This is a genomic window from Bartonella sp. TS82HLJMH (assembly GCF_042193495.1).
In the GTDB taxonomy this organism is placed as follows: domain Bacteria; phylum Pseudomonadota; class Alphaproteobacteria; order Rhizobiales; family Rhizobiaceae; genus Bartonella; species Bartonella grahamii.
On the sequence record NZ_JBHILU010000004.1, the window covers coordinates 72,498 to 97,901 of the forward strand.

General features: G+C 40.8%; 26 protein-coding genes, 1 tRNA gene and 1 other RNA gene. 16 read left to right on the plus strand and 12 right to left on the minus strand.

Translation table 11 applies throughout. The features are described from left to right. The first annotated feature begins 387 nt into the window (after nucleotides 1-387). The 3 genes from ACFIKO_RS03075 to ACFIKO_RS03085 are packed head-to-tail and all read left to right on the plus strand — an operon-like array spanning nucleotide 388 to nucleotide 2,234. Nucleotides 388-1,002: a hypothetical protein gene (locus ACFIKO_RS03075; protein ID WP_375620252.1), complete on the plus strand. Its 615-nt coding sequence runs from the start codon at nucleotides 388-390 to the stop codon at nucleotides 1,000-1,002. Between the two features lie 31 nt (nucleotides 1,003-1,033). After that, nucleotides 1,034-1,717 (plus strand): hypothetical protein, encoded by a 684-nt coding sequence (locus ACFIKO_RS03080; protein WP_375620253.1) that lies wholly within the window; start codon nucleotides 1,034-1,036, stop codon nucleotides 1,715-1,717. A 52-nt stretch (nucleotides 1,718-1,769) separates the two neighbouring features. Beyond that, entirely contained in the window at nucleotides 1,770-2,234 is a 465-nt protein-coding gene (locus ACFIKO_RS03085) for a hypothetical protein (RefSeq protein ID WP_375673245.1), read from the plus strand. Here ACFIKO_RS03085 and ACFIKO_RS03090 read toward each other — a convergent pair. Next, nucleotides 2,231-4,114, minus strand: a complete 1,884-nt coding sequence (locus ACFIKO_RS03090; protein WP_375673246.1) for a toprim domain-containing protein — start codon at nucleotides 4,112-4,114, stop codon at nucleotides 2,231-2,233. The two genes, ACFIKO_RS03085 and ACFIKO_RS03090, sit on opposite strands and share 4 nt — an antisense overlap. 487 nt (nucleotides 4,115-4,601) lie before the next feature. Then, nucleotides 4,602-5,672, minus strand: a complete 1,071-nt coding sequence (locus tag ACFIKO_RS03095; RefSeq protein WP_375673247.1) for a YdaU family protein — start codon at nucleotides 5,670-5,672, stop codon at nucleotides 4,602-4,604. Nucleotides 5,673-6,092: 420 nt separating this feature from the next. On the opposite strand from ACFIKO_RS03095, the gene ACFIKO_RS03100 reads away from it, so the two are divergent. The 5 genes from ACFIKO_RS03100 to ACFIKO_RS03120 all read left to right on the plus strand — a co-directional run bounded on the left by ACFIKO_RS03100 (nucleotide 6,093) and on the right by ACFIKO_RS03120 (nucleotide 9,044). After that, a complete protein-coding gene (locus tag ACFIKO_RS03100) occupies nucleotides 6,093-6,410 on the plus strand; it encodes an XRE family transcriptional regulator (RefSeq protein WP_273788625.1) in 318 nt (105 codons plus the stop codon). Nucleotides 6,411-6,722: 312 nt separating this feature from the next. Beyond that, nucleotides 6,723-7,112: a hypothetical protein gene (locus ACFIKO_RS03105; protein WP_375620258.1), complete on the plus strand. Its 390-nt coding sequence runs from the start codon at nucleotides 6,723-6,725 to the stop codon at nucleotides 7,110-7,112. A 2-nt stretch (nucleotides 7,113-7,114) separates the two neighbouring features. Beyond that, nucleotides 7,115-7,303, plus strand: a complete 189-nt coding sequence (locus tag ACFIKO_RS03110; RefSeq protein ID WP_375620259.1) for a hypothetical protein — start codon at nucleotides 7,115-7,117, stop codon at nucleotides 7,301-7,303. 400 nt (nucleotides 7,304-7,703) lie between these two features. Beyond that, nucleotides 7,704-8,447 (plus strand): YqaJ viral recombinase family protein, encoded by a 744-nt coding sequence (locus ACFIKO_RS03115; RefSeq protein WP_375620260.1) that lies wholly within the window; start codon nucleotides 7,704-7,706, stop codon nucleotides 8,445-8,447. 339 nt (nucleotides 8,448-8,786) lie between these two features. Continuing rightward, a complete protein-coding gene (locus tag ACFIKO_RS03120) occupies nucleotides 8,787-9,044 on the plus strand; it encodes a hypothetical protein (RefSeq protein ID WP_375620261.1) in 258 nt (85 codons plus the stop codon). Between the two features lie 28 nt (nucleotides 9,045-9,072). On the opposite strand, the gene ACFIKO_RS03125 is transcribed toward ACFIKO_RS03120, so the two are convergent. After that, nucleotides 9,073-9,147, minus strand: a tRNA-Thr gene (locus ACFIKO_RS03125). Nucleotides 9,148-9,324: 177 nt separating this feature from the next. Here ACFIKO_RS03125 and ACFIKO_RS03130 point away from each other — a divergent pair. The 3 genes from ACFIKO_RS03130 (at nucleotide 9,325) to ACFIKO_RS03140 (ending at nucleotide 11,742) form a co-directional block, all read left to right on the plus strand. After that, nucleotides 9,325-9,477 carry a hypothetical protein gene (locus ACFIKO_RS03130; RefSeq protein WP_375620262.1) on the plus strand — a complete coding sequence of 51 codons (153 nt, stop codon included), beginning with the start codon at nucleotides 9,325-9,327 and terminating at the stop codon, nucleotides 9,475-9,477. Nucleotides 9,478-9,636: 159 nt separating this feature from the next. Beyond that, entirely contained in the window at nucleotides 9,637-10,932 is a 1,296-nt protein-coding gene (gene murA, locus ACFIKO_RS03135) for a UDP-N-acetylglucosamine 1-carboxyvinyltransferase (RefSeq protein WP_375673248.1), read from the plus strand. A 417-nt stretch (nucleotides 10,933-11,349) separates the two neighbouring features. Further along, nucleotides 11,350-11,742, plus strand: coding sequence for a helix-turn-helix domain-containing protein (locus ACFIKO_RS03140; RefSeq protein ID WP_375673250.1), 393 nt, complete (start codon nucleotides 11,350-11,352; stop codon nucleotides 11,740-11,742). 341 nt (nucleotides 11,743-12,083) lie between these two features. Here the strand turns inward: ACFIKO_RS03140 and ACFIKO_RS03145 are convergent, their stop codons facing one another. From ACFIKO_RS03145 to ykgO, 5 genes are all read right to left on the minus strand, one after another. Beyond that, nucleotides 12,084-12,905, minus strand: a complete 822-nt coding sequence (locus tag ACFIKO_RS03145; RefSeq protein ID WP_375620265.1) for a TIGR00282 family metallophosphoesterase — start codon at nucleotides 12,903-12,905, stop codon at nucleotides 12,084-12,086. Between the two features lie 18 nt (nucleotides 12,906-12,923). Continuing rightward, nucleotides 12,924-13,529: a 5-formyltetrahydrofolate cyclo-ligase gene (locus ACFIKO_RS03150; RefSeq protein ID WP_375620274.1), complete on the minus strand. Its 606-nt coding sequence runs from the start codon at nucleotides 13,527-13,529 to the stop codon at nucleotides 12,924-12,926. Nucleotides 13,530-13,853: 324 nt separating this feature from the next. Further along, a non-coding RNA gene (ssrS, locus tag ACFIKO_RS03155) (6S RNA) lies at nucleotides 13,854-14,014 on the minus strand. An 801-nt stretch (nucleotides 14,015-14,815) separates the two neighbouring features. Beyond that, nucleotides 14,816-15,601 (minus strand): tetratricopeptide repeat protein, encoded by a 786-nt coding sequence (locus ACFIKO_RS03160; RefSeq protein WP_375673251.1) that lies wholly within the window; start codon nucleotides 15,599-15,601, stop codon nucleotides 14,816-14,818. Nucleotides 15,602-15,742: 141 nt separating this feature from the next. After that, nucleotides 15,743-15,868: a type B 50S ribosomal protein L36 gene (gene ykgO, locus ACFIKO_RS03165; protein WP_013545486.1), complete on the minus strand. Its 126-nt coding sequence runs from the start codon at nucleotides 15,866-15,868 to the stop codon at nucleotides 15,743-15,745. Between the two features lie 2,637 nt (nucleotides 15,869-18,505). Here ykgO and ACFIKO_RS03170 point away from each other — a divergent pair. Then, nucleotides 18,506-18,646 carry a hypothetical protein gene (locus tag ACFIKO_RS03170; RefSeq protein WP_375673253.1) on the plus strand — a complete coding sequence of 47 codons (141 nt, stop codon included), beginning with the start codon at nucleotides 18,506-18,508 and terminating at the stop codon, nucleotides 18,644-18,646. A 242-nt stretch (nucleotides 18,647-18,888) separates the two neighbouring features. Here ACFIKO_RS03170 and ACFIKO_RS03175 read toward each other — a convergent pair whose 3' ends face one another. Both ACFIKO_RS03175 and purE read right to left on the minus strand, forming a co-directional pair. Beyond that, nucleotides 18,889-20,076, minus strand: coding sequence for a 5-(carboxyamino)imidazole ribonucleotide synthase (locus ACFIKO_RS03175; RefSeq protein WP_375673254.1), 1,188 nt, complete (start codon nucleotides 20,074-20,076; stop codon nucleotides 18,889-18,891). A gap of 1 nt (nucleotide 20,077) precedes the next feature. Then, the gene (gene purE, locus ACFIKO_RS03180) at nucleotides 20,078-20,575 is read right to left on the minus strand and encodes a 5-(carboxyamino)imidazole ribonucleotide mutase (protein WP_015856858.1); all 498 of its coding nucleotides are present in this window, start codon (nucleotides 20,573-20,575) and stop codon (nucleotides 20,078-20,080) included. Between the two features lie 803 nt (nucleotides 20,576-21,378). Here purE and ACFIKO_RS03185 point away from each other — a divergent pair. The 3 genes from ACFIKO_RS03185 (at nucleotide 21,379) to ACFIKO_RS03195 (ending at nucleotide 22,948) form a co-directional block, all read left to right on the plus strand. Then, nucleotides 21,379-21,531 carry a DUF5993 family protein gene (locus tag ACFIKO_RS03185; RefSeq protein ID WP_015856857.1) on the plus strand — a complete coding sequence of 51 codons (153 nt, stop codon included), beginning with the start codon at nucleotides 21,379-21,381 and terminating at the stop codon, nucleotides 21,529-21,531. A 10-nt stretch (nucleotides 21,532-21,541) separates the two neighbouring features. Beyond that, nucleotides 21,542-22,117, plus strand: a complete 576-nt coding sequence (locus ACFIKO_RS03190) for a disulfide bond formation protein B (protein WP_375673255.1) — start codon at nucleotides 21,542-21,544, stop codon at nucleotides 22,115-22,117. A 687-nt stretch (nucleotides 22,118-22,804) separates the two neighbouring features. After that, the gene (locus ACFIKO_RS03195; protein WP_375620270.1) at nucleotides 22,805-22,948 is read left to right on the plus strand and encodes a hypothetical protein; all 144 of its coding nucleotides are present in this window, start codon (nucleotides 22,805-22,807) and stop codon (nucleotides 22,946-22,948) included. 35 nt (nucleotides 22,949-22,983) lie between these two features. Here ACFIKO_RS03195 and ACFIKO_RS03200 read toward each other — a convergent pair whose 3' ends face one another. Beyond that, the gene (locus tag ACFIKO_RS03200) at nucleotides 22,984-23,166 is read right to left on the minus strand and encodes a hypothetical protein (protein WP_375620271.1); all 183 of its coding nucleotides are present in this window, start codon (nucleotides 23,164-23,166) and stop codon (nucleotides 22,984-22,986) included. A 309-nt stretch (nucleotides 23,167-23,475) separates the two neighbouring features. Here ACFIKO_RS03200 and ACFIKO_RS03205 point away from each other — a divergent pair, with 309 nt between their 5' ends. Then, nucleotides 23,476-23,640: a hypothetical protein gene (locus ACFIKO_RS03205; protein ID WP_375620272.1), complete on the plus strand. Its 165-nt coding sequence runs from the start codon at nucleotides 23,476-23,478 to the stop codon at nucleotides 23,638-23,640. Between the two features lie 363 nt (nucleotides 23,641-24,003). Here ACFIKO_RS03205 and ACFIKO_RS03210 read toward each other — a convergent pair whose 3' ends face one another. Then, nucleotides 24,004-24,375: a helix-turn-helix domain-containing protein gene (locus tag ACFIKO_RS03210; RefSeq protein ID WP_375673256.1), complete on the minus strand. Its 372-nt coding sequence runs from the start codon at nucleotides 24,373-24,375 to the stop codon at nucleotides 24,004-24,006. Between the last annotated feature and the right edge of the window lie 1,029 nt (nucleotides 24,376-25,404).

Here is a 25,404-nt window from a genome sequence, read left to right on the forward strand (position 1 = left end):
AGTATGTTGTTTGGCGTGGATTTTCTTCTTGAAAGGGTTGGCATTTTTCTGCCTTTGGGCTCTTGTCTTTGTTTTTATTTATGCGGGAATCAGGTCTTACGGGGTTACAAGGAAGGCTTTTTTTAAAAAAAGGCGTTGAGCTTCATTCTTATCGCTGTCTCTAAGTTTGTTTATGCGCAAGCTGAGCATTTTGGTTTGACTTGGGTGTGGTTTTCAAACAAGTGGGTGTTTAACATTCTTTTTGGCGTTGTCTTTGGTCTTATCCTTGGTCTTATTTATCTAAGGGCAAGGCGTTTTGGGTTTAGGCTTTCATTCTTTGAAAAGGATTGATCTTTTGCTGTATTTTGGGCATGGTCTCTGATTTTTACTTATGAAGGAGCGGGGCGTATGGTGGTTGCGCGGGACATGCTTTTGAAGGGGCTGATGTTTTGCTGCGTTATTGGTTTGGTCCTTGGTTTTGCTTATGAGGGTGCGGGGCGACCGGTTATTACGTGGGAGGTGTTTTGGCAGGGGGTGGAACTTTCTTGCATTGCTGGAGCAACCTTTTGTTTTATTGTTGTGGGAGCAAACAGTAGAACTGTATCGTGGGGCGTGTTTTTCAAGGCTGTGGTGTTTTGCACCATTGCTGTAGTGGTTCTTGGCTTTGCTTATAAGGGAGCAAAGCGTTTTGATATATCGTGGGAATTTTTAGTGATGGGAGCGGTGTTTGTTGCATTGCTGGAGCTGTCCTTGGTTTTACTTATGAGGGTGCGGGGTAAATGGATATCGCGTGGGGTGTCTTTTTTGAAGTTAGCGGTGTTTTCCTGCGTTGTTGGAGCTGTTGTTGGATTGGCGCATAATGGCGCCAAGCATATGGGGGTTCGCTGGTTTGTGATCTCGAACAATGGGGTGTTTGCGGGCACTATTGGACTTGTTCCTTTTTTTGCTCTGGAGGGGGTACGGTGTATGCGTGTACTGTTGGGGGGCTTAAAAAATGAGCATTTCTCTTCTCTATGGGCGTGATCTTTGATGTTATTGCTGTGAGGGGTATTTGATGTCGAACGATGTGATGTTTTGGCTGTTGTTGGGTTTTTTCTGCTTTTTTGCTCTTGCCTTGATTTTTATTTATGAGGGAGCAAAGCGTCGCTCTGTTGCAGGGTGGATGTTTTGGAGATGGGTGGTGCTTTATGGCGTTGTTGCCACCTATTTGGGTTTTGTTTATGTGGGCGTGGGCAGGCGCGCTGTTGACGGGGAGCTGTTTTTGAAGGGGGCGGTGTTTTCTTGCATTTTTGCAACTGTCCTTGGTTTGGTGCATCTGGGCGTCAAGAGTATGCCTGTTGCTTGGCAAGTGTTCTTGAAGGCGGTCATGTTTTGTTGCATGATGGGCTTTATCCTGTGGTTTGCTGCTGTGGGCGTCAGGGATATGGATAGCATAAGGGCGGTATTCTTAAAGGGATTGCTCTTGACTGTATTGTTGAAAGTGCTCTTGGGGTTCTTTATACGCGAGCAAGGTGATACGGTGTTACAGAGGTCGTTGCGTGTTTTGAATTTTGTGCTGTTTTGCTGCATTTTGGCACTAATCCTTTTTTTTACCCGCGAGGGAGCAGAGAATATGGGGTTGAGCTGGCTTTGGTTCTCGAATGAGAGGGTGTTTTCCTTTATTATTGGATTTCTTTCTCCCTTTATTTATCAGGGTGTAAGGCGTGCGCGTGTTCTAGGGGCTTGGTTCTTGAGGTAGGGGGTGTTTTTTTTCCTTATGGGTGTGACCTTTAATTTTACTGTGGTTTATTTTGGATATTGATGTCGAACGATTTGTTTTTTTTGCTGTTGTTGGTGTTTTCCTCTTTTTGAAGGAAGTGCTGTTTTACGGCATTTTAGGAGTCGTCCTTTTTTTGGCTCTTGAGGGGATGGAGAGTATGGACATACCGTGGGGACTTCTGTCCTTGATAGGGATCGTGTTTGCTGTAGTGTTGGAGTGGTTCTTGATTTTGCATATGAGGGGGCGGCAAGATGGGGTGCTGACGCGTTGTTTGTGGTTATTGAAGGGGTTGGTGTTTTGCGCCATTGCTGGAGCGACCTTTTTTTGTTTGCGTTTGGGAGCAGAGAATCTAGAGTTGGGCTGGCTTTGGTTGTCGAAGGATTGGGTGTTTTTTATCATTTGTGGATTTATTCTTCCTGTTGTTTATGTGGGAGCAAGGCGTGCGCGTGTGAAGGCGGAGGCGTTTTTTCAGAGAGTGGGCTTTATGGAGTATTAAAGATAACGTCGAGGGAATGATTGTTCAAAAGAACAGCGATAGCGGTAGGTTTGGGGATCAAACCAAAGACCAACTTTGCCTTCAAAATCGCCAGAACGTTGTTTGGCTATATTTATAATGACGCCAGGGCGTTTGGCTAAATCTGCTTTTTCTTGTGCTAGAGAGGCGGCAAAGATTTTGTCTTCTAAGGATCGATTGCGCCAAATGGTGATAATGTTAAAGGCATTGGCACCAATTTCTGAGGCGCCTTTAATGTCTTCTGTGCTGGGGATATCTTTATCCAGACCGCTTTTGCGGGCATGGGCTACAAGATGAATGTGTACACTGTTTAAAACAGCCCAATCAACCATTTTATAAACGGCTTGTTCTTGTCCTGCATAATCATCAGAGGCAATGCCAAGCCGCATAAGACTGTCGATGATAAATTGATCACAGCCATAGCGCGCACGACAGTAGTCAAAGACATCAAGCAAGGTGTCAACGCTTGATTTGCCAACATGTTCATAAAGAATAAGCCCATTGTCTAAAAAATGAAGAATCCGTTCAATCGTCTCTTTTGTAGGCTTCTCTAAGCCGCCCGTTTGTTTGGTTAAACGCCGTAAAGATTGTTCTCCTTTCATTTCTAGAGACGCTAAGCAAAGTCGACTCTTTTGCGCAATCCAATGGGGAATACAGTCTGATAACAATTGGCTTTTGCCTGCACCACTCGCACCACTCCAAAGCGTTAATTCTGCTGGGCGGAAATGCAATTTGTCCTTCAGTTTAGGATAGGGAACCGTATAACCAAGATGTTTTTCAGGCTCTGGCCAAAAAAGCCCTATTACTTGATTTTTATAGTCTGAGGCGCGCCGTAAACCTTCTGGTGCAAAGCTTTGTGCTGAGGAAAAGGCGGCTTTTATGGTGGCTCTATCAATCCCTGCGGTTAAACAGTCATTAGCATCTTTGCAGGGTAAACGTACACGGTAGCAACGGTGGCGTCCAAGCCTGCTGGCAATTTCACGGGCTGCTTCTTCTCCGGGCTGGTCCATATCGGTGGCTAAAAAAATCGTTTCAAAAGATTCTAGATGATCAAATTCATTTTCAATCCAGTTATGTTTGCCTCCACTTCCTCCCCCAAAGGGAACAGAAACCGCCGGATATCCATAGGCAGCTAAAGAAAGCGCATCAATTTCTCCTTCAGTGATAACAATTGTACGGTTTGTTTTTGTTGAAGAAAGCGTGGGAAATGGCGTGCACTCCGTTAAGGGCACATGCTGGGATGCGTGTGTAGAGGCTGGGTTGGTTGGCGGTGTGTTTTGGGGGGAGCAAAGGGCTTGCCAACCAAACAAAATCGGTTCACATTGAGAGGCTGTTGGTTTGGTTTTTGCTCCTGCTTGCGCGAGCCGTTCTTTGACTAAAGCAAGAGTACCATCGGGTTTATAAAAGGGGAAAATGATTTTTTCACCATCTTCTCCTATGCGGTAACGCTCTATAACTTCTAGAGGAATGTGGCGTTCTTTGTGGAGATAGTTTTTTACGAGATTCTGCGGGCTCTGCCCTGTAGGAACCGGTGGATGGCGATAGGAACGATGAGGGACCATAAAGGGTTTGGGGCGTGTCAGATTGAGAGTCGCGCGTGCTTCTTCTAATGCTTGAGAGAGGCTAATGCCTTTGACTTCACACCAAAGGTCTAAAAGATCTCCTCCAGTGCCTTCTGCAAAATCATACCAAAGTCCTGCTCTACTACCACTCAAGCAAATTGATAAACTTTGACCAGCTTCACCACGTGTGTTGCCTACAATCCAGTTGTTGCCTCGTTTGTGCCCTTGGGGAAGAAGCATTTCTGCTATTCTATCTGCTTGTGAGATAAGTTTTTGTTTGATTTCAAAAATTGTGCTCATGGTTATTCGTGAAATGATTGTTGTTTTTCTCAAGATTTAGGAGATGAGGACTCTCTTTTTGCTGTTCTAGCCATTCGATCTGATAGTGAAATCTGTGATGCCATGGGGATTGCCAATAGTCGCGAAACTTCTTGGCTTGCCAATGGGTTTGGCTTTCACTCAAACCTTTTGAAACTGCTGCCTTGATGTCTGTTTTCTAATGCTTAGGAAGACGGTACCCCTTTTGGCAAAGGCGGTAATTGGAAGAAGGGTGTTGCTCGAGAAAGAGGAGGGGGATACAGAGAGGTTGGAGAGCTTTTGTGTTCCTTTGCGTCCAAGAGATGAGGCGTGTAGAGCGAGCGCTTTTGTGGTGAGAGTAGTAGGGGTGATGTTGACTCGTTTTGCTGTATGAATAGCTTATTTCATTGTTGTTTTTGTTATTATTTTTATGGTTTTGAAACATTTTTTATCTCCGCGCGTGCTTGAAAAATACGTTGTTCGTGTGATGTCAAAAATTGTCGCTATAGTTGATCAAACTGCGGTAAAGCATGTCGTTGCTCTCAGAGATGAAAGATGAGGAGCTCCCCTGTTTTTGCTGTTCTAGCCGCTCGATCTCACGGCGAAACCAGTTGCGCCATGTGGCTTGCCAGTCTACTTTGAGAGCTTCTTTGCCGCTTTTGGCTTGCCAATAGTCGCGAAACTTTTTGGCTTGCCAATGGGCTTGGCTTTCATTCAAGCCTTCTGAAACTGCTGCCTTGATGTCTGCTTGCCAATGCTCAGGAAGACGGTGCCCTTTGGTAACTGAGGCAGTGGGTTTTTTGTTGGAAGAAGGCGGGATGGATACAGGAAGATTGCTGAGTGGAAGATTGGTGGCGGATTTTGTTTTTTCCCTCGTGACAATTTGCGTAATAGGGGCGGGGGCAAAATCGGCTTGTGGAGCGTTTAAGGGAGAGGCGTTTTTTTGCTCCGCTTCTTCTTGTGGAGGGGAAGGGAGAGCAGAATCAAGAGCTAAAGAGAGAGACTGGTGATCGCTTTGTTCAAAGGTCTCTTCGCAGGAAAAACAAGGTTCTGTCTCATCAAACAAAATTTTCTTTTCAAAAACACCGTGAGGTGTTTTCTTTTCTTCTGTCTTTTGAGCTTCTAAGCTTTGTGCAGCATCTTTTGTACTCTCGTTAAGCAGTTGTTGAATCTCAGCATTGATTTTCTTGCGCTTTTTTGCCGAAGAACGACCCGCAAAGGATTTTTGTTCAAGCAATTTTTCACGCTCTTGAAAAACATTTTCGCAACGCTTGTTCCATAATCCATTGGCTAAATTTAAAATCTTACCCTCTTGGATGAGCATTTCTAAAACATTAACAAAAGTTCGCTTGTCACAACCACAAAGACGCGCTAAACGTTCTTCCGATATTTCTAGAGGACGACCGCGAGCATACATTTCATTGAGAAGAATCGTATAGATTCCAATTTCGTGTGCACGCATCCCACGAACACCTCCTAGAAAGTCATTTTGATACCAACAAACATACGGAAGCCTAGACGATTCATAATGAGGAGTTTCTTGTTGATTAGCGTGTTTCATACTGCAATCTACTTTCTTTTTTTATACATTTTTATTGACGATAAAAGCGCAAATAGGAATTTAACTTATGTTTTGTTTGGCTCTGTTTGGTGATGACTAGAGGCTTCTTTACGACGTTTATAAATGATTGGGTGTGCTTGAAGCGCATGCAAACTTACGATTTAAGATTGCGGTGATGGAAAAAATAAAGAGTAGCACACATTTTCAATGTATCTGCTTTGGGGTATTTGCTTTGGGCAGCAACTTTTGGAGGTGGCCTTTTATGGGATGGTTAAAGTGTTTTTATGATCCAAAAATAAAAAATTTTTCCTCCTAAAAGTAAAATTTGTTTCCTTAATTTTATCCTTTTTAGAGGATAATGCAAGCCCGTTTTATAAAAAGGGCGTGTTTTTTTAAAAAGACGCGCTATATGGTGGAATTATGAATATCGATGGTTGGCGTCAAAGATTAAGAATCGCTTTGGAAAAAAGTGGGCGGTCAAAGAGATCGATCTCCCTCGCGGCCGGTAAAGGCGCGGGGTACCTTCATTCTATTCTTTCTGAAGGAAAAGAACCAACAATCGAATCTCTCTCGCGAATTTGTCACGAAATTAATATCAGTATGAATTATATTCTTTACGGGAAAGGGGCTAGCCCTGAAGATAAAGAATTTATAGAGCTTATTTCAAAACTTTCTCCGCAAGAGAGACAGGCGATTTTGACTCTTTTGCGGCGACCCGTTGACGAAGCTCCAAAATAAGTTCTTTCTGTGCTTTTGAATTAAGACGACTCCAGTATTTTATTAATATTATATCACTCATTTTATCTCTCCTATGTGTTTATAATTGTAATCGAGTAAGAACAAATAGAGAACAACAAAGGGACATGAGGGGAATAAAGAATAATAGACTTTTATTTACATATGTCATTTGAACCCCGCAGAGATTTAAAATATATCTTTTATGAAGGATAAAATGATTGACATCTCTCCTATAGAGGATATAAGACTAACGCTATATTTAGTCTTGTCAAGACAAGGCTATGCTTTATCAACTATCTAAAGGGGGAAATAATGAAAAATATTCCATTCGTTAAAGAGGATGAAATCATTATCGTTTTATGCGAAGAGGAAAATCCTGATACTTATGAAGGACCAATCGACGAAATCGAAGAAGTGCTCGAACTGATTGAAGAATGTGAAACTGTTTATAGAGTTTTACGACTCGACCTGACAACTTCTCATGCTGAAGATGTTACGGAACAACTCGCTGATTTTTATGTCGAAAATCATGAAATAAATGAAGAAAATACGCCATTGCAGCCCTTCGTTTTGAATAGCGAAGCTTATCATGCTTGTTTAAATGAAAGAGCGGCTTGCGAGTATGAAGATAATCTCTATGGCTCTTATGAAAAACAGCATCGTTTACGCCCATGTGATGTCTTGACAGATTATTGGTGGTAAACATGCCAAGTTATCTCAAGACTTCTTATCAAGGGATTCCACTTTATTATGCTGGAAATACGCGAAATTTAATCAGACTCGAACCACAAAAACACAACGCTATTCTTTTCATATCGCAAGAGGTGGCTCAGTCGATGGCAAAAAAATTGGAGGAAGAATATTGCCGCCATGATTTTTTCGTCGTGCAATAACGAGATTGAAAAAGAGAGCCGCAATGATGGGCCAAGTGCTTTTTTATTGCGGTGACCACGGTGCGCGTTATGTTTTCCTTCTTGGGGGGAGGAGCTTGGGGGAAATTTTTAGCCGATATGAGACAGGGAGCATGAAGAAAAGAGCCTATATATGAGAAATTACGGGCGCTTTGCGAGGGGAAAAGTTATCGGCTGGGTTTTATTGGGGGGATTGAGAAACTTGCGGGGGAGGAGGATGTTGAGGGGGGCAGTTTTTGTGTTTTCAGGGGCACAATATTTAAGGATGCATTGAAGTATGCTGTCGCCTTTAGTCCGTGTGAGGGACACAGCTTAAACAATGTGAATATTTCAAAGAGGATGTATTGCAAAAAACACTTTAAAGGTGAAGGGGAGAAATATTATGCCAATCATTATCGATTGTATTCAGGGAACGGAAGAATGGCAGAAAGTGCGTAATGGTTTGATTACGGCTTCTTTGTTTGAGATGGTTATGGCACAAAAAAAACAGGGGCAAAAAACTTCACGATACCATAGTGTGATGATGAAATTGGCGGGAGAAAGAATTACAGGAAAAACCGTTGAGGAAGGAACAACGGTTTCTCAGCGACGCGGGACAGAATTAGAACCAATCGCACGACAACTCTATGCAAAACTTACGCATACAGAACCTGAATGTATTGGCTTTGTTTTGGCAGATGATCGCGGACAAGGATTTTCCCCCGATGCTTTTGTGGGAAAAAATGGCTTATTAGAAATTAAAACAAAAAAACCTGAAATTTTGATCCCTCATTTCATGCAAAAGAATTTTCCAGCAGAACATAAAGCACAATGTCAAGGAGGATTATGGATTTCTCAACGCGAATGGGTGGATTTAATGCTCTATTGGCCTGATATGCCACCTTTGATTAAACGTGCTTATCGTGATGAAGCGTATATTTGCAAGCTTGAAAATGAAATTAGCCGTTTTAATGAGGCTTTGGAGAAGATGGTACAGCAAATTAAGTGTGTTGAGACAGGTTTTAGTATAAGGACAGAAATTGTTTTGAAAGAAAGGAAAAACAGAGAGTGGGGAACGAATGCAAAGCGTCTGCTGGTGGGCAAAACAAGAATGAGGCGGGCAAGAAAGGGATCTGTACAGCGTTGAATGGGGGAAAAGTTTTATAAAAAGGAAAGAGCAGAGGGGAAAAAGCAAGTGGGGTGTTTGAGGAGACCGCAAGTAGGGAGTTTGGAGTGAATATGAAAGTATGCTGGAAAATGGAGGAAGATGTTTGAAGGCGAAGTGGGAGCGTTAAAGCTTGTTTAGACGTATTGGGACACGTGTGTTCTGGGAGCTTTTGTGCTGAGTATTAAGGGGGGCATTATTTTACTCATGATGGGCCAAGTGCTTTTTTATTGTGGTGACTATGGTGCGCGTTATGCTTTTATTTTTTAAGGCTATCTGTTTTAGTCAGTATGGGGAAAGAGAGGTATGAAGAGCCTATGCATGAAGAACTGTGGGAGAGGTGTGGGGGAAGTGAGGTGGTTTAGGGAGAAAATGGGGAAAGGATGGTTAGGGGGAGTGATAAGGAAAGGGAGGCATGTTGGGGCGTGGGTTTTAGCTGCTTTTATGTTGAGTATTAGGGAGGCACTAATAAATAAGGCAAGAGCTTTTCTTACTGAGAGAGTGCTGTGCATGATACTTTCGTTGATGGAGGATTCAATGGAGGTGATTGATATTTGTAGAAAAAGAGGAGAGGGGTAAGAGAAGAATAAACAAAAGAAGCATAAAATGGTGCTGCGAGAGAGGATTGAACTCTCGACCTCTCCCTTACCAAGGGAGTGCTCTACCACTGAGCTACCGCAGCCCCTTTTCAATCTTTGCGCTGTCTTGTGCCATATTGTCAGAAAATAGGCAAGAGAACATTTGTATATTCTTGCAAGAAAACGTATCTTATGTCATGACATATGTTTCTTATACACTTAAATATTTAAGGCTATGAGTTGCTTGGATAGAAGCTCAACACTGTTTAAAAGGTTGCGCAATGACACAAATGCATCAAAAACAAAAACAAAATGAAATGAATCACCAAGATGAAAAAACAAAACGACGTCAAGAAAGATTGGCGCAACAATTGCGTCAAAACCTGAAACGTCGAAAAGAGCAAAGCCGACAAAGAGCGCAAACAGAGCTCTAAAATGCAAAAAAATGTTTTTTAGTGAAGCTTTGCAACTAAACTTCTCAATAATTTGTTCTCATATTTAGAGTGCGTTCTAAAACGATTAATAAAGCATAACTTCCCGAAGGGGGAAAAACCTTTGGAAGGGCAGGCACAAAGGAAAAGAGGGAAAACACTATGGATTCTATTCAAATTGTTGGGGGAAAAAAACTTCAAGGAACAATTCCTATATCAGGGGCAAAAAATGCTGCATTGCCTCTTATGATTGCGGCACTTTTGACAGAAGAAACGCTCACTTTAGAAAATATTCCTCATCTGGCCGATGTCGAATTGCTTATTCGTATCCTCAATAATCATGGTGTGGGATATGCCGTTGATGGACAAGAGTTTAACGATGAGTGTGTGAATTCAAGAACAATTCATTTTACTGCGCAAAAAATAGCTACAACACGTGCGCCGTACGAACTTGTGAAAAAAATGCGCGCAAGCTTTTGGGTTATCGGACCTCTCCTTGCACGATGCGCAGAGGCTTATGTTTCGCTTCCTGGAGGATGTGCTATTGGAACAAGACCTGTCGATTTTATCCTTGAGGGACTCAAAACTTTAGGCGCACAGATTACGATCGAAAATGGATATGTTCATGCAAAAGCACCAAGGGGGTTAAAAGGTGCTCACTATCGTTTCCCTAAAGTCACTGTTGGTGGAACACATGTGATCCTTATGGCGGCGACACTGGCAAAGGGAACAACCGTTCTTGAGAATGCGGCTTGTGAACCAGAAGTGGCAAACCTTATTCGAACCCTGAATGCTATGGGGGCTCAAATAACCGGTGAAGGAACAAAAACGCTTACAATTGAAGGGGTTAAAAAACTTAAAGGGACAAAAATACGCGTTATTGCTGATCGAATTGAAGCGGGGACATATGCAATGGCTGTTGCTATGACAGGAGGAGATGTCTTTCTTAAAAATGCAAATCCTAACCATCTCACAAAAGTGCTTAAGGTGCTCCAAAAAACAGGACTCGAGATTCAAATAGAACCTCAAGGAATTCACGTTAAACGAAATCCAAAAAACACAAAAATTATGCCCGTTGATATTAAAACAGGACCTTATCCTGCTTTTCCAACCGATCTCCAAGCACAATTCATGGCGCTCATGACACGTGCTGAAGGAATCGCGCATATTACAGAGACGATTTTCGAAAATCGTTTTATGCATGTTCAAGAACTCAATCGCTTGAGGGCGTCGATAAAGCTTGATGGGCAGACGGCAACCGTCTATGGAACAGAGAATTTGCAAGGGGCTCCTGTCATGGCGACGGATTTGCGTGCTTCTGTTTCTCTTGTGATTGCAGCATTGGCGGCAAAGGGAGAAACAATTGTCAATCGTGTCTATCATCTTGATCGTGGATTTGAGAGGTTGGAGGAAAAATTAGTCCGTTGTGGCGCAAAAATCCAACGCATCACAGTGTAATTCCCTTTGAGGGTATTCTTTAATCTCTCTTTTCGGGGGGCTTAATCTCAGACAACAAGGTTTGTTCATCTTCTCAATAAATGCAGGTCTTATCTCATGGTTTTGAAGCTTTTACGTTTTGGAGCTTTTACGAGCGGGCATAAAAGTTTGAGAGGCGGGGGTGGAGCTCATAAAATAAAGACTGTTTTTTAATTTTATTGCTAATTTCCTGAAATTATTTTATGAACCAACACCAGGGTTTTCGTTGTACAGTGTGGTTGAATGGTGGAACCCAAAGCCTGAAAATCCAAGCTGAGACATTAGCCTGCTTTATAAGTATCCCGGGATTCCGGGAGTTTTTGCCATGTCCAGGTGCGCTCTAGCACTAAAAGCAAAAAAGCTGACTCGGATTCAGTGTTTTTGACTCCCGGAATACCAATGCGAGGGCGCTCGCAACCGGCAGGGGAGCTTGAAGTGAAAGCTAAAAATCCACACTTTAACGATATTTCGATAGGCAGAAAAATTCGCTTTAAAAGAACAATGCTGGGAATGTCGCAAAAGAAATTAGGCAGCCAGTTAGGTGTGACTTTTCAACAAATCCAAAAATATGAAAAAGGCTCTAATCGTATAGGAGCGGGGCGTTTACAAGAAATTGCTGATATTCTCAATGTTCCCATTTCCTTTTTTTACGCTGATCTCTCAACAAAAGAAAACGTCTTGTATCCCTGTGATGAAAGGATCTCAAGCAAAGAAGAGCACATCCTTTTGAAAAGTTTTAGAGAACTCAAATCTAAGAAACAGAAGGCAATTTTAAGATTAATTTTTCGTTAGATTTAAAAAAAAATTAAAGATTCTCTTGCTAAATAATAAATTATTATATAGACCTTTCTTTAGAGAAGGGGGTTAGCATTTCTCCCTCCCCCCCCCGCAGAAATGTCCCAATAGAACCGCCTTCTCATCATTTTGAAAATCATGAAAATTTGGACCTTTCCTCTTTTTAAAGAGTGACTTATTTGTGTTAGGAAAATTGGATGGCGCGGGTTTTTAGGGATTTGGAAAAGGCTTGAAAAGTCGTCTTGCCAAAAAGAGTTCTCAACAGGAAACATTGGAGAACAATCATCCAAAGGGCGCACAGTGGAGAGCGATCATCAAAGGGGGTGGCTTAAAAGAAGCTACCAAAAATCTGGAACTTCAGGCTTTAAATGAGGACCAATCCGTACCGCCGAGACCTTTTCTGCTAAACCTGTGCGATCTGAAATCTCAACTGCTAAACCACAAAGGGTGGCGGGACCACACGCTGGTTCAAAACGACTTTGCTTCGTCTTATAAAGAAAGCGGTGTAGGGGTTCTTCTTTATCCATTCCAAGAGATGAGTTGTAATCTCCACACATGCCTGCATCCGTTAAATAGGCGCTTCCACCTTCTAAGATTTGCGCGTCAGCCGTGGGAATATGCGTATGTGTGCCAACGATAACACTCACACGACCATCAAGAAAATGGCCAAAACATTGCTTCTCGCTTGTCGTTTCTGCGTGAAAGTCAAAAATAACTGTATCGGCTTGCTCCATCAACGAACAGGCTAAAAGAATATTTTCCGCTGTTTCAAATGGATCTTCTACTTTGCACGGCATAAAAACGCTGCCCAACAGATTGGCGACAAGAACACGGGCTCCATTTTTTGCTGTAAAAATACCAGCACCTCTTCCAGGAGTTTCTTTCGAAAAATTGGCAGGGCGTAAAAAACGATCGCTCTCATGGGCATACTGCAACGTTTCTTTATGAGAAAAAGCATGATTGCCTGTGGTGACAACATCAACACCGATCATCAAAAGATCTTGATATGTTTCTTGTGTGAGACCAAAACCACCAGAGGCATTCTCACCATTTACCACAACAAAATCAAGCCGCCATTTCTCAATTAGTTGAGGAAGGTGTTCAAAAACAGCTTTACAGCCTGTGTTACCAACAATGTCACCTAAAAATAAAAAACGCATAGGCGCTTTAATCACATTTTAACATTTTAAGAAACCTTTTTCTGTAAAAATCCCCTGTACCTGTAGATCATGTTCTGCTGCGGGAATAGAGGAAACCTCTTGACATGAAAATCCCATGCCCCATAATGTCATTTGATGTCCTTGTTTTTCAAGAGCTTCAACCGCACGGTCATAATATCCTCCTCCATAGCCAAGACGGTGACATTGACGATCAAACGCAGAAAGCGGAACAATAATATTGTTGGGGACAACAACGCTATTGTCTGCACCTGGACCAAAGGTGCCAAAGCGCATGGGCTCTAAAATCGTGTTAGGCGAAAATGCACGGAAAATCATGGTGGTGGAATCAAGCACTGCTGGTAAGGCTAAATGCCCACCGCGTAACGCTACAGCATCCAGTAAAGGACGCGGGTCAATTTCCGATTTAATGGGCCAATAGCCTGCTAAAATGAGGCGTGAAAAATCTGTTCCCTTTTTTTCAAGGTATTCAATAAAGTGGAAACAAGCACGCTGCGAAAAGAGTGTGCGCTCTTCTATTAAAAGAGCATCACGACGCGATAAACCGCTTTTGCGCTGCTGTGTACGAAGGGATGAAGCAGATTCACAGAGGGGATTTTGTGTCATTGTCTCGTCAATTGTTTTATAAGATGCTGGTATTTTATCTATTGTTGGCGTTTTGTAAATCTCTGTTAGGACAAGAGCTGTGCTCATGAAAAATGTGCGCTCTTATGTTAGAGGGGCATCTTGATGCGATAAACCGCTTTTGCGTTGCTTGCGTGCTAAGGGAGGAAGCAGATTCACAGAGGGGATTATTTTTGTAAGCGCTGTCTGTTTCATAAAATAAAGCCCCTCGTAATTTTTATTTTTTGAAAAGAGAGTATCGTCATTGGTCTTATGTAAAAGGGCGCTCTCAATTTTTATATGGAAAAATTTTATTGATGTAAAAAAGGGTGATCCACAACAGCCGATGGAAAAAGCTGATCCCGGGAACCTATACAAATAGGTGGGCGCCATATGAAAAAGCCCACGGGCTTGATCAGGGACAGCTCCCTTGGAGATCATTAAGGTCTCAGGAATACGTTATTTCCTGTCGAGAAGCGCAGAACACCCTCCTTAATATAAAACAATTTCAGATCTTCTGCTAGAGATAAAATAACCTCAGTCTCTTATTTTTCATAAAGTTTTTTCAAGATGGTTTTACAATCTTGCTGGTGGCTGCTAGAAATGGCTGTATGATATATAGAACGCTTTATTCAAAGTAAAAAAAGCAAAAAATATGAGTGGGGGGTGTGTGATTGAGTGACGCAGAACAGTTTATTGGCAATAGCTTGATTTTTATGTTTTGCGGGAATGTTTGGAGGAGGGGTGAAGGGGATGTTTTTTATTCAAAAATGTTTGTTTAACTGACGTTGCGTCTTTGAAGTTTTTGTCTCATGGGGAATATTTCAGTGCTATTTTGTCAACTTTGAGGGGTAGAGGAGAGCTGATACGGTATGTGCTGCTATGGTTGAAGCTCATAAAAATAAAAACAGACGATGATAGTTTATCAGAGGTGCTAAGCGATGTTTGAAGCTTTTTTCAAAAAAAAATATTTTTTGAGGATCCTATTTACAAATTTTTTTATCCATGATGGAGGGATGTAAAAAAAGACGCGGTGTGAAGAGGACGCAGGCGTGAAGCGTTTGCTTGCTATGAGAAGAAATTCTGTAGGGGGGTATATTGAAAGTGTTTGGAAGCTTCCTTTAATACAAAACAGGTCAAAATTCAAAAAAGACATTGTCAATTGCGTGGGGGCGTTTGATGATGTGGTGATAAGCAGGGGGCTTTTAGTTTATTGAGTGGAATGTGAAGCCGGCTTGCGTCTTATCCAAGTTTGAAGGGATGCGTAAAGCTCTTGTTTTTGAATGGTTTCAAAGAGTTTGCGGTGATTGTTCGTCTAACAGAGCTTGCACGCGCTTTTGAATTCTCCGCATTTGTGGATAATAATTTAATGCTGTTTCATAAGCTTTAAGAGCAAGTTTTGGACGCTCTGTTGCTTCCATGGTAACGCCAAGTTCAAAAAAAGCTATATAGTTGCGCGGCTCAAGTTTAAGAGCATGGTTGAGATCAAGCATGGCAAGCTTGAAATCGTTTAGTTGAATGTGAATCCAAGCACGTCTTATCCAAGCTTCAGCGTGAGTAGGTAAAAGTGCAAGAGCATTATCAATATAATCAAGTGCAAGTCCATAATCGTCGCTACTGATCGCATTTTCAGCCCATGACATTAAAAGATCAATTGTCTCACTCCCCGATTGGGACCATAAATGTTGAAGTTGTTGACTGATCTTTTTCGCCTGAGAAACATCAGCACAATATTTCAACTCTTTCAGTAAACGTAAAATTTCGGCTTCTTTGCGTTGCTTAATTCTGTCAACATGGGAAAGCTGCTCTTTGTCAAAATCTTCAAGAGTAATCGCAGACAAATCAGAATCGGAGGGTGTTGAGGAAGGGGCAGGAGAATTGGGAATAAGATCATCTAACGGTAAAAGCGATTGTGGAGAAGGACGATCTTCAGGAAGCGAAGGAGGATTTTGCCCATAACTCGAGGGAACAAAACAAAAAGTGCCAACAAAAAAAAGAAAAAAAATACGCTGGAAAATACAGAAAAAACGCAGCTGAAAAAATCGAAAAGCTTTTAGAAAAATAGAAGAATCCATAAAAACAAGCCCCCAAAAGATAAATCACCAAATATTATCAAACAATGGACTCGTAACCAACGGACTTATAACCAAAAAAACTTTAAGAAAAAATTTTTAAGCCTACAAAGAGTAGGCATAAAAACATTAACCCTAAAAGAATTAGCCCTGACGCGCTCTAAAACGTGGGTTCGTTTTATTAAGAATATAAATACGACCCTTACGACGCACCAAACGATTGTTACGGTGGCGCTCCTTTAGTGCTTTAAGCGAATTTTTAATTTTCATCATATTCACCGTTAAACAGTTTACGTAATACAACTATAATACAACATTAAAACACGAAAATACAACACCACAACCCCAATACACTGCTCACTCTAGGAACATTGCATCGCGATATCGTACTTGCATCATAACATCACACGACACACTTTTTCACTGTGATCACAAAAAGAAAAACGCACTCTAAAGGTACGCATTAACACACTTCATTAGCACAACGAATAAGTAAAAATTGCAAAAAAAGTAAGAGAGATCTAACAAGAAGTCTTATTCTTGTCAAGGGTGTATTATACATTTCCTATGGTGGGTTAATGGTTGCCTTGAAGGTAAAAATATTCTCGCAAAAAAGAAGGATAAAAAGTGGAAATAAGTAAAAGCTTCTCATTTGTGAGAAAAGAATCTTGTTTTTCCGTAAAATATCATCGTTTAGGCGGTGTATAAGGCTTATGTAAAATTTATACCATGAGGTGTTTTTTGTTAGTGTGTGATGATATTCTTAAAGTTTGCTCTTAAAACCTAGAAAATAAATTGCACAATATTGCATAATGAAGACAAATGGGATGAATTGATAAGGATCAAATTCTATTATTCATAGTAAACATAGCAAACTTAAAAGTTTCGCATAGTATTATGGTTTTCTCATTGCAGATCTGTGTATCTTTAACCATAGCAATTGCTGCTTGCATATCACAAGCGGGATTGGTGTATGGGTAAAGACACTTGAAGAGTAAGGAATAAAATGGTCTTTTATAAATGCTTTCAAATGCTAAGAGAGTGTTGCAACATTGGGGACTGGCAAAACGGTGTGATGAGGCTGGCGTTTACGCTTCATGAGCTTGAAGAGGGTGGTGCACTATGTATGAATGTTTAAGCTATTATCGAGAGCTTTTATACTCTATGATGAGGGGCTGTTGTGAAGTGGTGGCAATGTGCATTGGCCAAGTGTTTCTTTAAAGTAAGTATTTCTTTAAAATAAGTGCGTAAATTGGCAACACAAGTGTCTTCTGTTTGAGGCTTTTTATTTTACGTGAGGGCTGAGAGGATGTTTGGGAATGGATAAGCTTAGTGCTGTAATCACGTCCTGTAATTATATCTTTGACGTGGAGATCAGGAACGGAGTGGCGCGCTTGGAACTTCTAATGGGGGATTAAATTTGTGCTATTAGAGTGAAAGATTCTGCATAAATTTCTATTTTAGGGCAATAGCTTATGATTCTTTGCACCCCAATGATTTCTACGTGTATTTCTATGTGGGGTGGATTGCTGGATATTGTCAAGCGGATGGGGAATTTAAATCATCCGGTGAGAGAGCCAGTATACTGAGAATACACTTTTGGTTCTTGAATGTGGATAGTTTGAATTCCTTTTAATATCCATGCTGTAGAAAAAATTTGACCTTCCCAAGGGTGGTTTTCTCAAGGGTGGTCTATGATGATGTTTATTGAAAGAGTGAAAGGTTCACATTGTCTGGCGATAAACGTAATAAAAGCATGTCATAATACCAATTTATATACATGTTGCAAATGCCAAAGAGAGCTGACGTAATGATCATTGGTATCCCGATCGATAGGGGTAATGACTCTCTTCCTACTGCGAGGTATGTTAGACAAAGAATTCCTGCCATTAATAAAAAGCCTATCGCTAGGATTTTCGTTACGAAAACAATGGGTTTACGAAAGGTTAAAAGAAAGAGGAACAACATGTGTCTAAATGGACCCCCTTTACGTTTTTGAGGAGGAACAGACTGTGCCTCATTTAAAGTTGCTTCGTTATTTTTAGAAATGAAGTATTTTTTCGCTAAATAAGCCTTTTAAAGGCAATAATAGTATTAAAATGATAGTATTTAAAAGTATATTTTAGTTATTATCAGGATAATAAAATAAACATTTATACTTAGTCAATTAAGGGTGCTGTTAGGTGCTCTTGAAAGAAGCTTGCAGCGCGAAAAAATTTGGAACTTCATGAAGTGCGGGTCTGAAGGTCTTGACAAATGTCATTGTGGAGCAGGATAGAGGGTTACAGAGAGTCTTTTGTGGGTGAGAGTATGCGTAAACAAAGTACGCTTACGATAAGGGAGTTTATAAAGAACTGTGCGGGATGCAATAAAGATATGCCATAAAACCCATGAGCATTATACGGTGGTGATGCGCCTTATAATTTATTGTCTTAACAAGCTTAAAGAAAAGGTGGGAAAATCGATGCGCTGAAAAGAGGGGAAGCGTGAGAGAAGAAAAATTGATTTGTAAAGAAGAAATTTAAGCCTTTGGAGGACGTTGGGAAAACTTTTTCGAGAAAGATGTTGAGCGGATGAACAAAAGAAGAAGGTCCTCTATCCGTTAAGGAAAAAAGAGAGAGAGGAAAGTTGCCATGCTGGGTGGCTATCTTCTGGCCGATATTGGGCTGCGTTTGCGAGAGTTGTTTGGGGAGAGTAATACGTTTTACTTCTCAGCGATTTTATGAGAAAACAAAACGACGCTTTTGTGAAAATGCTTTTGTGCAAAAATAAACATAAGAAGAGAGGCTAGAGACAATAAAAGCGCATCGTGGATTGGGATCTATGGGCGCAATAGATCAGTCTATTTTCTAAAGATTGGGATTAAAAGAAAAATGAAGGGGCTGCCTCTATCATGGGAGAATAATGATGCCTAGAGGTAACATGTTGGATGAGGCGGTGATGTTGGATGAGGGGATGATGTTTTTGAGAAAAAAAGGGGGACAGAGTTTTGGGTGGGAAAGAAGGGGTGAAAGGGGTTGGGGAGCGCTTGTTGAGCCGCATGGGTAGTCAATCGGTGTGGAGTGAAGATTTGTTTTTGAGGGGGGATGAGATGTGAAGCAGTTTGTGGGCGAGAAGAGGTGATGTTTTTAAAAGAGCAGGGCTTGTAGGAGGGCGTGAAGCTCTGTCAGGGGCGCGCGCGTTAAAAGGTTAGGCGCGCCGCGCGTTTTGAGCCGCTGGATATCGGTGTGAGGGGAGAGGGTGTTTTTTCTGTCTTCACTTGGGTGCAAAAGCGTTTTTATATGTGGGCGTTAAGATTTGCTAGCTGGTCCCATTAATTGGATGACATGCCCCATTTTTCGGTGGGGGTGAACAGTGCTTTTACCATATAAATGGATCGAGGTGCGCTCTTGCGTGAGAAAATATTTTAACGTGTTTAAATTGTTCCCAAGAAGATTTGTCATTTGGCAATCGCTATGACGGTATGTGCTGCCCAATGGAAGACCGCAAATAGCACGGATATGCTGTTCAAATTGTGAAGTTATGCATGCTTTTTGTGTCCAATGACCAGAATTATGTACACGCGGCGCTAGTTCATTCACTAAAAGATGACCATCCGTTAAAACAAAAAGTTCAATACAAAGAACACCAACATAATCGAGGGCATCCATTACTGTTAGGCTGATTTTTTGGGCTGCTTTTTGCACATCAAATGGAATATGTGATGGAACAAAGGATTTATGAAGAATCCCATTTTTGTGTTGGTTTTCAGGGCAATCATAAAAAATATGTTCCCCTTGTTTTGTGCGAGCCGAGAGAACTGAAATTTCCGATAAAAAAGGAACTATTTCTTCCAAAATACAAGGCTGCTTCTGAAAAGTTCTTAAGGCTTCGTCAAGGGTTTGTTCATCGGGGCGATCAAGTTTGATCTGATTTTTTCCGTCATAACCAAAACGACGCGTCTTTAAAAGACCACGTCCGCCTAATGCATTGAGACCAGAAAGAAGAGAAGAAGAATTATCAACAGCATACCATGAGGCGGTGCCAATCCCTTGATCACGTAAAAATTGCTTCTCAAAAAGTCGATCTTGCGTGATCTCTAATGCTTTGGAAGAAGGATAAACAGGCTTACTCTTCTCTACATATTGAACCGTTTGAAGTGAAAGATTTTCAAATTCATAGCTGACAACATCACACTGAGAAATAAAATGATCTAAGGCTGATGTATCGTCATAGGAGGCAACAATATGGTTGTTTGCTGTTTGAGCGGCTGGGCAATCGGCCTCAGGGCAAAAAATAACTGTTCGAAATCCTAATTCTGCGGCCGCTATGGCGAGCATCCGTGCTAACTGTCCGCCGCCGATTAAACCAATGACGCTGCCTAGAGGTAACATGTTAGGTGAGGGGGTGTTGGATGAGGGGGGCGTGTTGGATGAGGGGGGCGTGTTGGATGAGGGGGGCGTGTTGGATGAGGGGGGCGTGTTGGAAAACGGTGCCATTTTAAACCTCCGTTACAGGCGTTTTGGCGACATTGGCTGTTTGTTGTTGACGCCAATCTTGTAATCGTTGGGCGAGATCATGATCATAAATGGCCATAACGGCTGCGGCTAAAAGTGCTGCATTAATTGCGCCTGCTTTGCCAATTGCTAATGTGCCGACGGGTATTCCTGCTGGCATTTGCACAATTGAAAGCAAAGAATCTTGACCAGAAAGAGAATGAGAATGTACTGGAACGCCAAAAACAGGAAGAGGAGTAAGGGCTGCTAGCATACCAGGAAGATGCGCTGCACCCCCTGCACCGGCGATTAAAACTTTAAACCCTGCGTCTTTTGCTTCTTTTGCAAATTGATAAAGGCGTTCAGGGGTTCGGTGTGCTGAGACAATATGCGAACTATGAGAAATACCAAGATTCGTCAAAATATCTGCACTATGGCACATCGTTTGCCAATCCGATTGGCTCCCCATTAAAATCGCGACATCACATGATTTTTTCATCATTCACCATCCTTTTCAAAGGTTCAATGCGATTCTTTATCATTATTTTTTTAAAGTTTTATATTCTCTTTGCAAAGCCAATTGATGACAGAGAAACAGTTATTTTTCAAATAAGATGGAAAGCTAAAAATTTAAAGGGGGATCTTGAGAGATGAAAAATTAAAGTATTGAAGGTCATGAAGCACTTCTTTTGAGGAGGAGGGATGAATGTTAAGGGGTGGGTGTGGGACCCATGTGGTTGTGGAGTTGTGGGATTGTCGTTTATTTAAGATAAGAGGAAAAAATACATCGGGGGAAAGCCATTGATTATCAGTTTTTTTAAAAAATGTTTCATTTTTATTTGCTAAAATAAACATGACCACCATATACTATAAAATCTGCTGCAATTTGAAAAATTGCTTATGAGAAAAAGAGATTTTTATGGCGAAGATGCGTTGCAAAGTGAGGATATTCTTTTGAGAAATAAAGAGATGTCGATCTCTTAATTTCAAAGGCTATTTATTTTGCTGTTCAAGTGATTCTTTTAATTGAGTGGGGGAATATGCGCTTTATAATCGTTGATATATCTTTAATAATAGCTGATATAAAGGGCAGCGAATAATCAACGCTTTTGTGCTTTTGTTGAGATGTGTTTCTGAGCGATTGTATGGTTCTTTGTTTTTTCACTTAAAATATAATGACAAGAAAAGTGAATGACGAATTGTGAATAATAAATCCATGGTCTCTTTTTTGCCTAATTTTGTAATAATGGTGGAAACTGAAATAAATTAAAAGTTCAACACCGGATGTAAAGGAGATTTAAAGCTATGTTTTTTCCATTTTTAATCGCTTTAGGTACTGCAATAACGACTATGTATGGCAAAAAAAATATAAGTTATGCTTTGTGGGCAATTTTATTCGTTGTCATTCTTCTCACTTTCAATCATCACGCAACTTCTACTTTAAATTTATCTTTTTGAGAGAATAGCCATGGAACAAGTTGAACAAAAAAATCCTCACTTCGTCATCTTTATGAATACGCTAGGACTCATTGGGTTATCCATTGTCTTGGTCGTGGCTTTTTATTATCAATTGGTAAAGTTTGAGTTACCTTGTCCCCTTTGTTTGCTACAGCGCGTTGGATTGATGCTGGCAGGTTGTGGGTTCTTGCTCAATATTCACCATAAGGTGAAAAATACTCATTATGGTATGGTTATTATCGGTTGTATGGTAACGAGTGCTGTTGCAGCACGGCAAGTGTTTTTGCATATAACACCTGATGATTTGGGGTATGGTTCAACGTTCTTTGGATTACATTTTTATACTTGGGCTTTCATTATTTCTGTCCTTTGTATCTTTGCTGTCTCATTTGTCATGATTTTAGGCGAATTGGCACACAAGTTCAAAGAATTTTCTCCTTTTCCATTTTTGAGTAAAACGGCAAGTTTTTTATTTGTGTTTTTGATTGCGGCAAATTTGATTTCTACCATACTGGAATGTGGTGGTGGACAATGTGCCGATGATCCTGTAAGGTATGAATTGTTATCAAATTGGTTCCCTTCATAGTCTTGAAATTTTTAAATAATCCCTCATCATGGTTTTATTGTTAAAGAGGCGGAAATATTTAAAAGTCCGCTTCTTTTTTATTGATTGGGAAGACATTTCAGCAAGATTATTCGATAATCTGATCTTTTAGGCCAACGCTGGCTTTTATGAGTGCTTGCGATTGGTATTTTTTAGCGAAGACTTGCTCTGTGAACCTTTTATACGGTCTTTTGAGGGAGATGAAGGGATTGGTCGGAGGCGTTTATAGGGCAGCCCCAAATTGTTGAGCTGTGTGGGTTAAAAAACTCGTTTTTTAAAGGTGCATTAACGATAAAAACTTTTTGTTCTTGATTTTTCTTAACGTTGTGTTAAATAAGTTTTTGTATTCATTTTGATGCTTCTGAAGTATCTTTGCTACTTTTAGAGGGATTAATTTAAAATTTTGAAAATTATCTTAATAATTTTCTACAGGGGTTTGTTTATTAGAGGCAAACCTTTTTTTTATCTAATTTTTATATGTTTTCTTTCAGTGTGAAAAAATAAAGCGTTTAGATGACTCTCTTTTTTGTTAATATATGGATTTATAATGATAAATAATCACCTTCAACGTGAAGTATAACGCTGAATATAATAAGATTTTCTCATCACCAGTTCTCTCATATTGAATCAATTAAAATTACTTGCTTGCACATCATGAGCGGGTGGGCCATGTGGGTAAAAACTTTACAAGAAAGGCATGCCTTTAATGAATTGGCTCTTGAACTGAAGGCTGTCTGCAACATTGGGAGCTGGCAGAGTTTTTGTGATAGTGTCGGTGTGTTCCTCTATAAGCGTAAAGATAAGGAGGGCTGAATGGATTTTTTCCCTTCATGGGGGGTATCATGCCTTTATGGATGCGTTTGCGAAATGGGTGTGACGAGCGTTGAGAGATCTGTCTTTAAAACAAGCGTGTGAATATGCAACGCAAGTATATTGTTTTTGGTGCGTTTTGTTTTACGAAAAAATACTGACTTATAAGGATAAGTTATCGTTGCGGATGTTGAATGAGAAAAGCGAAAAGGTTTTCTCATTTCAAATTTTCTTATAGTCAGTCAATTAAATGTACTCTCGTACGTTACAAGAAAGCACTGGATGTAAATAAAAATTCTTTTAAAAGTCGTAAAATGCTTCTTATGACCCTTTTGATAACTAGAATTTGTTGAAAAATTTTATGCTGGCCAATGCAAATAATAGGGCGGTTTATATCTATGATTTAAGTGAAAATAGGGGGATTTAAATGAAAAGGGAGGCGAGATTTTAAGGACAGTTGTTGAAAATGTTATTGTGTAATGCGTTTTTTACAGATTTTCTGCTTTCTGTAATGACGTAAAAGCGTAAAAATGTATATCTGTAAAAGTGATGCGGAGGATTTGTGCTGTGTGTATGCTTTTGGCATGGCATGGAATGTGGTCAGAGAACTAGGGGGACGCATTTGTGAAGGGAGGGGAAGTTTGGATGAAGGGGCGGGTGCATTGACGAGAGAGAAGAAAGGGTGTGAGGGATGAAGAGTTTGTGAAGGGAGGGGAAGTTTGGATGAAGGGGCGGGTGCGTTGACGAGAGAGAAGAGAGGGTGTGAGGGATGAAGAGTTTGTGAAGGGAGGGGAAGTTTGGATGAAGAGGCGAGGGGGCGTTGACGAGAGAGAAGAAAGGGTGTGAGGGAATAGAGGGAGAAAGTTGCTTTTTGAAGAGGGGTTGATCGGGTGTTTTCAGTGATCTTGCTTTAGGGTTGTGAAGGGGCAAGAATATTTTAGAATAGGACGTATCTGTCGCGTTTGATGAAACCTCATCCTTTGAGGGGTGGTGATCTGAAGTTTATACTTTAGGATGTTGGATATATTGGCAAATAATGTTAATTAGTGCTCTTTTGCTTAATCAGAAATCAGCCACAAGATTGCTTTTTGTTTTTTCGGCTGGAGCTCTCTAAAGTTTTTCAAAAGAGTGTGTTCTTTTTCGCTATAGGTTTCTTGATTGTGGTGTAAGAGAGTGCCTTTTGTTGAAAGATTTTCTTTTGTAGTAAGGTCTGCATAAAAAAAGCTTATGGGAACTTCCAGTTTTTGGGCGATTTCGAGTAAACACCCTGCGCTTACACGATTTAAGCCTTTTTCATATTTTTGGATTTGTTGAAAACTGACGCCTAAATAGCTGCCTAATGCTTTTTGGGAAAGTCCCATTGAAATGCGTCTATAACGAATTCTTTTGCCTATAGAAATATCAACAAAATTTGGATTTTTGGTTTGCACTTCAAGCCCCCCTCCGGTTGCGAGCGCCCTCGCATTGGTATTCCGGGAGTCTAAAAGTACTGAGCTTAATCAGCTTTTTGCTTTTAGTGCTCATCGCACCTGGACATAGCAAAATCTCCCGGAATTCCGGGATACCCGCAATGCGGGATAAATTTATGTATTAAGCTTTCGGGCTTTTAGCTCCCTATTTGATCGTTGCGTGGACGATCAAAAACACGTGCTTATCAATAAAGTAATTTCAGGAGATTGGCAAGAAAAATCAAAATAATCTCAAAGACTATAAGATTGGGTAATTTTTAAAAAAGTGCGAAATATGGATTATAAATCGCGTTTTTTCCTATCAAAATGTCGATAAAATATGGACTTTTAGTTTGCACTTTAAGCCCCCTCCGGTTGCGAGCGCCCTCGCATTGGTATTCCGGGAGTCACAAGTACTGAACCCTAGTCAGTTTTTTTGCTTTTAGTGCTTAAAGCACTTGGACATAGCAAAAACTCCCGGAATCCCGGGCCCCCCACAAAAGTGGGTTCAATTGTACGCTAGGGTTTAGGGCTTGTTTTCCCTCTTGATCGTTGCGTGGACGATCAAAATATCTTTTAAGTGATAAAGTAATTTCAGAAGATTGGCAAATAAAAATAGTTTTTATTTATAAACTTTATTTTTTAATGAGAGGCTTTCCGCCTCTCAAACTCTCCGGAACGCTCACCAAAATCATGAGATCAGACCCGCATTTAATGAGGGGACTAACAATCCTAGGTTCTTAAGGTCAAGGAGACCATTACATGGCGCCTAACGGCGTCCTTGACAAAAAGAACCTAACGGCTTGTTTGATCCCTCTCACGCGGCTCCGAAATCATGATTAGAAGGGGAGCTTATAGGGTGGTGATATCAGGCATATCAATTTATCAAGGTGTTTTTTAGAGTGTGATGAATATTAGGCTGGATTTCTTTGTCTGGTCTGATGAAATAGTTTCATTTGAGGGGGGTGATCTGAAGTGCGTGGGGGTGTTGGGTAAGAAGCTGGGTTGTAG

Excerpts from the sequence above, each read along its gene's own strand:
- ACFIKO_RS03175 (WP_375673254.1), bottom strand. The coding sequence starts at position 20,076 with ATGGCACCGTTTTCCAACACGCCCCCCTCATCCAACACGCCCCCCTCA.
- ykgO (WP_013545486.1), bottom strand. The coding sequence starts at position 15,868 with ATGAAAATTAAAAATTCGCTTAAAGCACTAAAGGAGCGCCACCGTAAC.
- ACFIKO_RS03130 (WP_375620262.1), top strand. The coding sequence starts at position 9,325 with ATGACACAAATGCATCAAAAACAAAAACAAAATGAAATGAATCACCAA.
- ACFIKO_RS03160 (WP_375673251.1), bottom strand. The coding sequence starts at position 15,601 with ATGGATTCTTCTATTTTTCTAAAAGCTTTTCGATTTTTTCAGCTGCGT.
- ACFIKO_RS03105 (WP_375620258.1), top strand. The coding sequence starts at position 6,723 with ATGAAAAATATTCCATTCGTTAAAGAGGATGAAATCATTATCGTTTTA.
- purE (WP_015856858.1), bottom strand. The coding sequence starts at position 20,575 with ATGATGAAAAAATCATGTGATGTCGCGATTTTAATGGGGAGCCAATCG.
- murA (WP_375673248.1), top strand. The coding sequence starts at position 9,637 with ATGGATTCTATTCAAATTGTTGGGGGAAAAAAACTTCAAGGAACAATT.
- ACFIKO_RS03200 (WP_375620271.1), bottom strand. The coding sequence starts at position 23,166 with ATGAGAAAACCTTTTCGCTTTTCTCATTCAACATCCGCAACGATAACT.
- ACFIKO_RS03080 (WP_375620253.1), top strand. The coding sequence starts at position 1,034 with ATGTCGAACGATGTGATGTTTTGGCTGTTGTTGGGTTTTTTCTGCTTT.
- ACFIKO_RS03140 (WP_375673250.1), top strand. The coding sequence starts at position 11,350 with ATGCGAGGGCGCTCGCAACCGGCAGGGGAGCTTGAAGTGAAAGCTAAA.
- ACFIKO_RS03185 (WP_015856857.1), top strand. The coding sequence starts at position 21,379 with ATGTTTTTTCCATTTTTAATCGCTTTAGGTACTGCAATAACGACTATG.
- ACFIKO_RS03110 (WP_375620259.1), top strand. The coding sequence starts at position 7,115 with ATGCCAAGTTATCTCAAGACTTCTTATCAAGGGATTCCACTTTATTAT.
- ACFIKO_RS03100 (WP_273788625.1), top strand. The coding sequence starts at position 6,093 with ATGAATATCGATGGTTGGCGTCAAAGATTAAGAATCGCTTTGGAAAAA.
- ACFIKO_RS03195 (WP_375620270.1), top strand. The coding sequence starts at position 22,805 with ATGTGGGTAAAAACTTTACAAGAAAGGCATGCCTTTAATGAATTGGCT.
- ACFIKO_RS03205 (WP_375620272.1), top strand. The coding sequence starts at position 23,476 with ATGTATATCTGTAAAAGTGATGCGGAGGATTTGTGCTGTGTGTATGCT.
- ACFIKO_RS03170 (WP_375673253.1), top strand. The coding sequence starts at position 18,506 with ATGCCTAGAGGTAACATGTTGGATGAGGCGGTGATGTTGGATGAGGGG.
- ACFIKO_RS03150 (WP_375620274.1), bottom strand. The coding sequence starts at position 13,529 with ATGACACAAAATCCCCTCTGTGAATCTGCTTCATCCCTTCGTACACAG.
- ACFIKO_RS03145 (WP_375620265.1), bottom strand. The coding sequence starts at position 12,905 with ATGCGTTTTTTATTTTTAGGTGACATTGTTGGTAACACAGGCTGTAAA.
- ACFIKO_RS03095 (WP_375673247.1), bottom strand. The coding sequence starts at position 5,672 with ATGAAACACGCTAATCAACAAGAAACTCCTCATTATGAATCGTCTAGG.
- ACFIKO_RS03115 (WP_375620260.1), top strand. The coding sequence starts at position 7,704 with ATGCCAATCATTATCGATTGTATTCAGGGAACGGAAGAATGGCAGAAA.
- ACFIKO_RS03190 (WP_375673255.1), top strand. The coding sequence starts at position 21,542 with ATGGAACAAGTTGAACAAAAAAATCCTCACTTCGTCATCTTTATGAAT.
- ACFIKO_RS03120 (WP_375620261.1), top strand. The coding sequence starts at position 8,787 with ATGAAGAACTGTGGGAGAGGTGTGGGGGAAGTGAGGTGGTTTAGGGAG.
- ACFIKO_RS03090 (WP_375673246.1), bottom strand. The coding sequence starts at position 4,114 with ATGAGCACAATTTTTGAAATCAAACAAAAACTTATCTCACAAGCAGAT.
- ACFIKO_RS03075 (WP_375620252.1), top strand. The coding sequence starts at position 388 with ATGGTGGTTGCGCGGGACATGCTTTTGAAGGGGCTGATGTTTTGCTGC.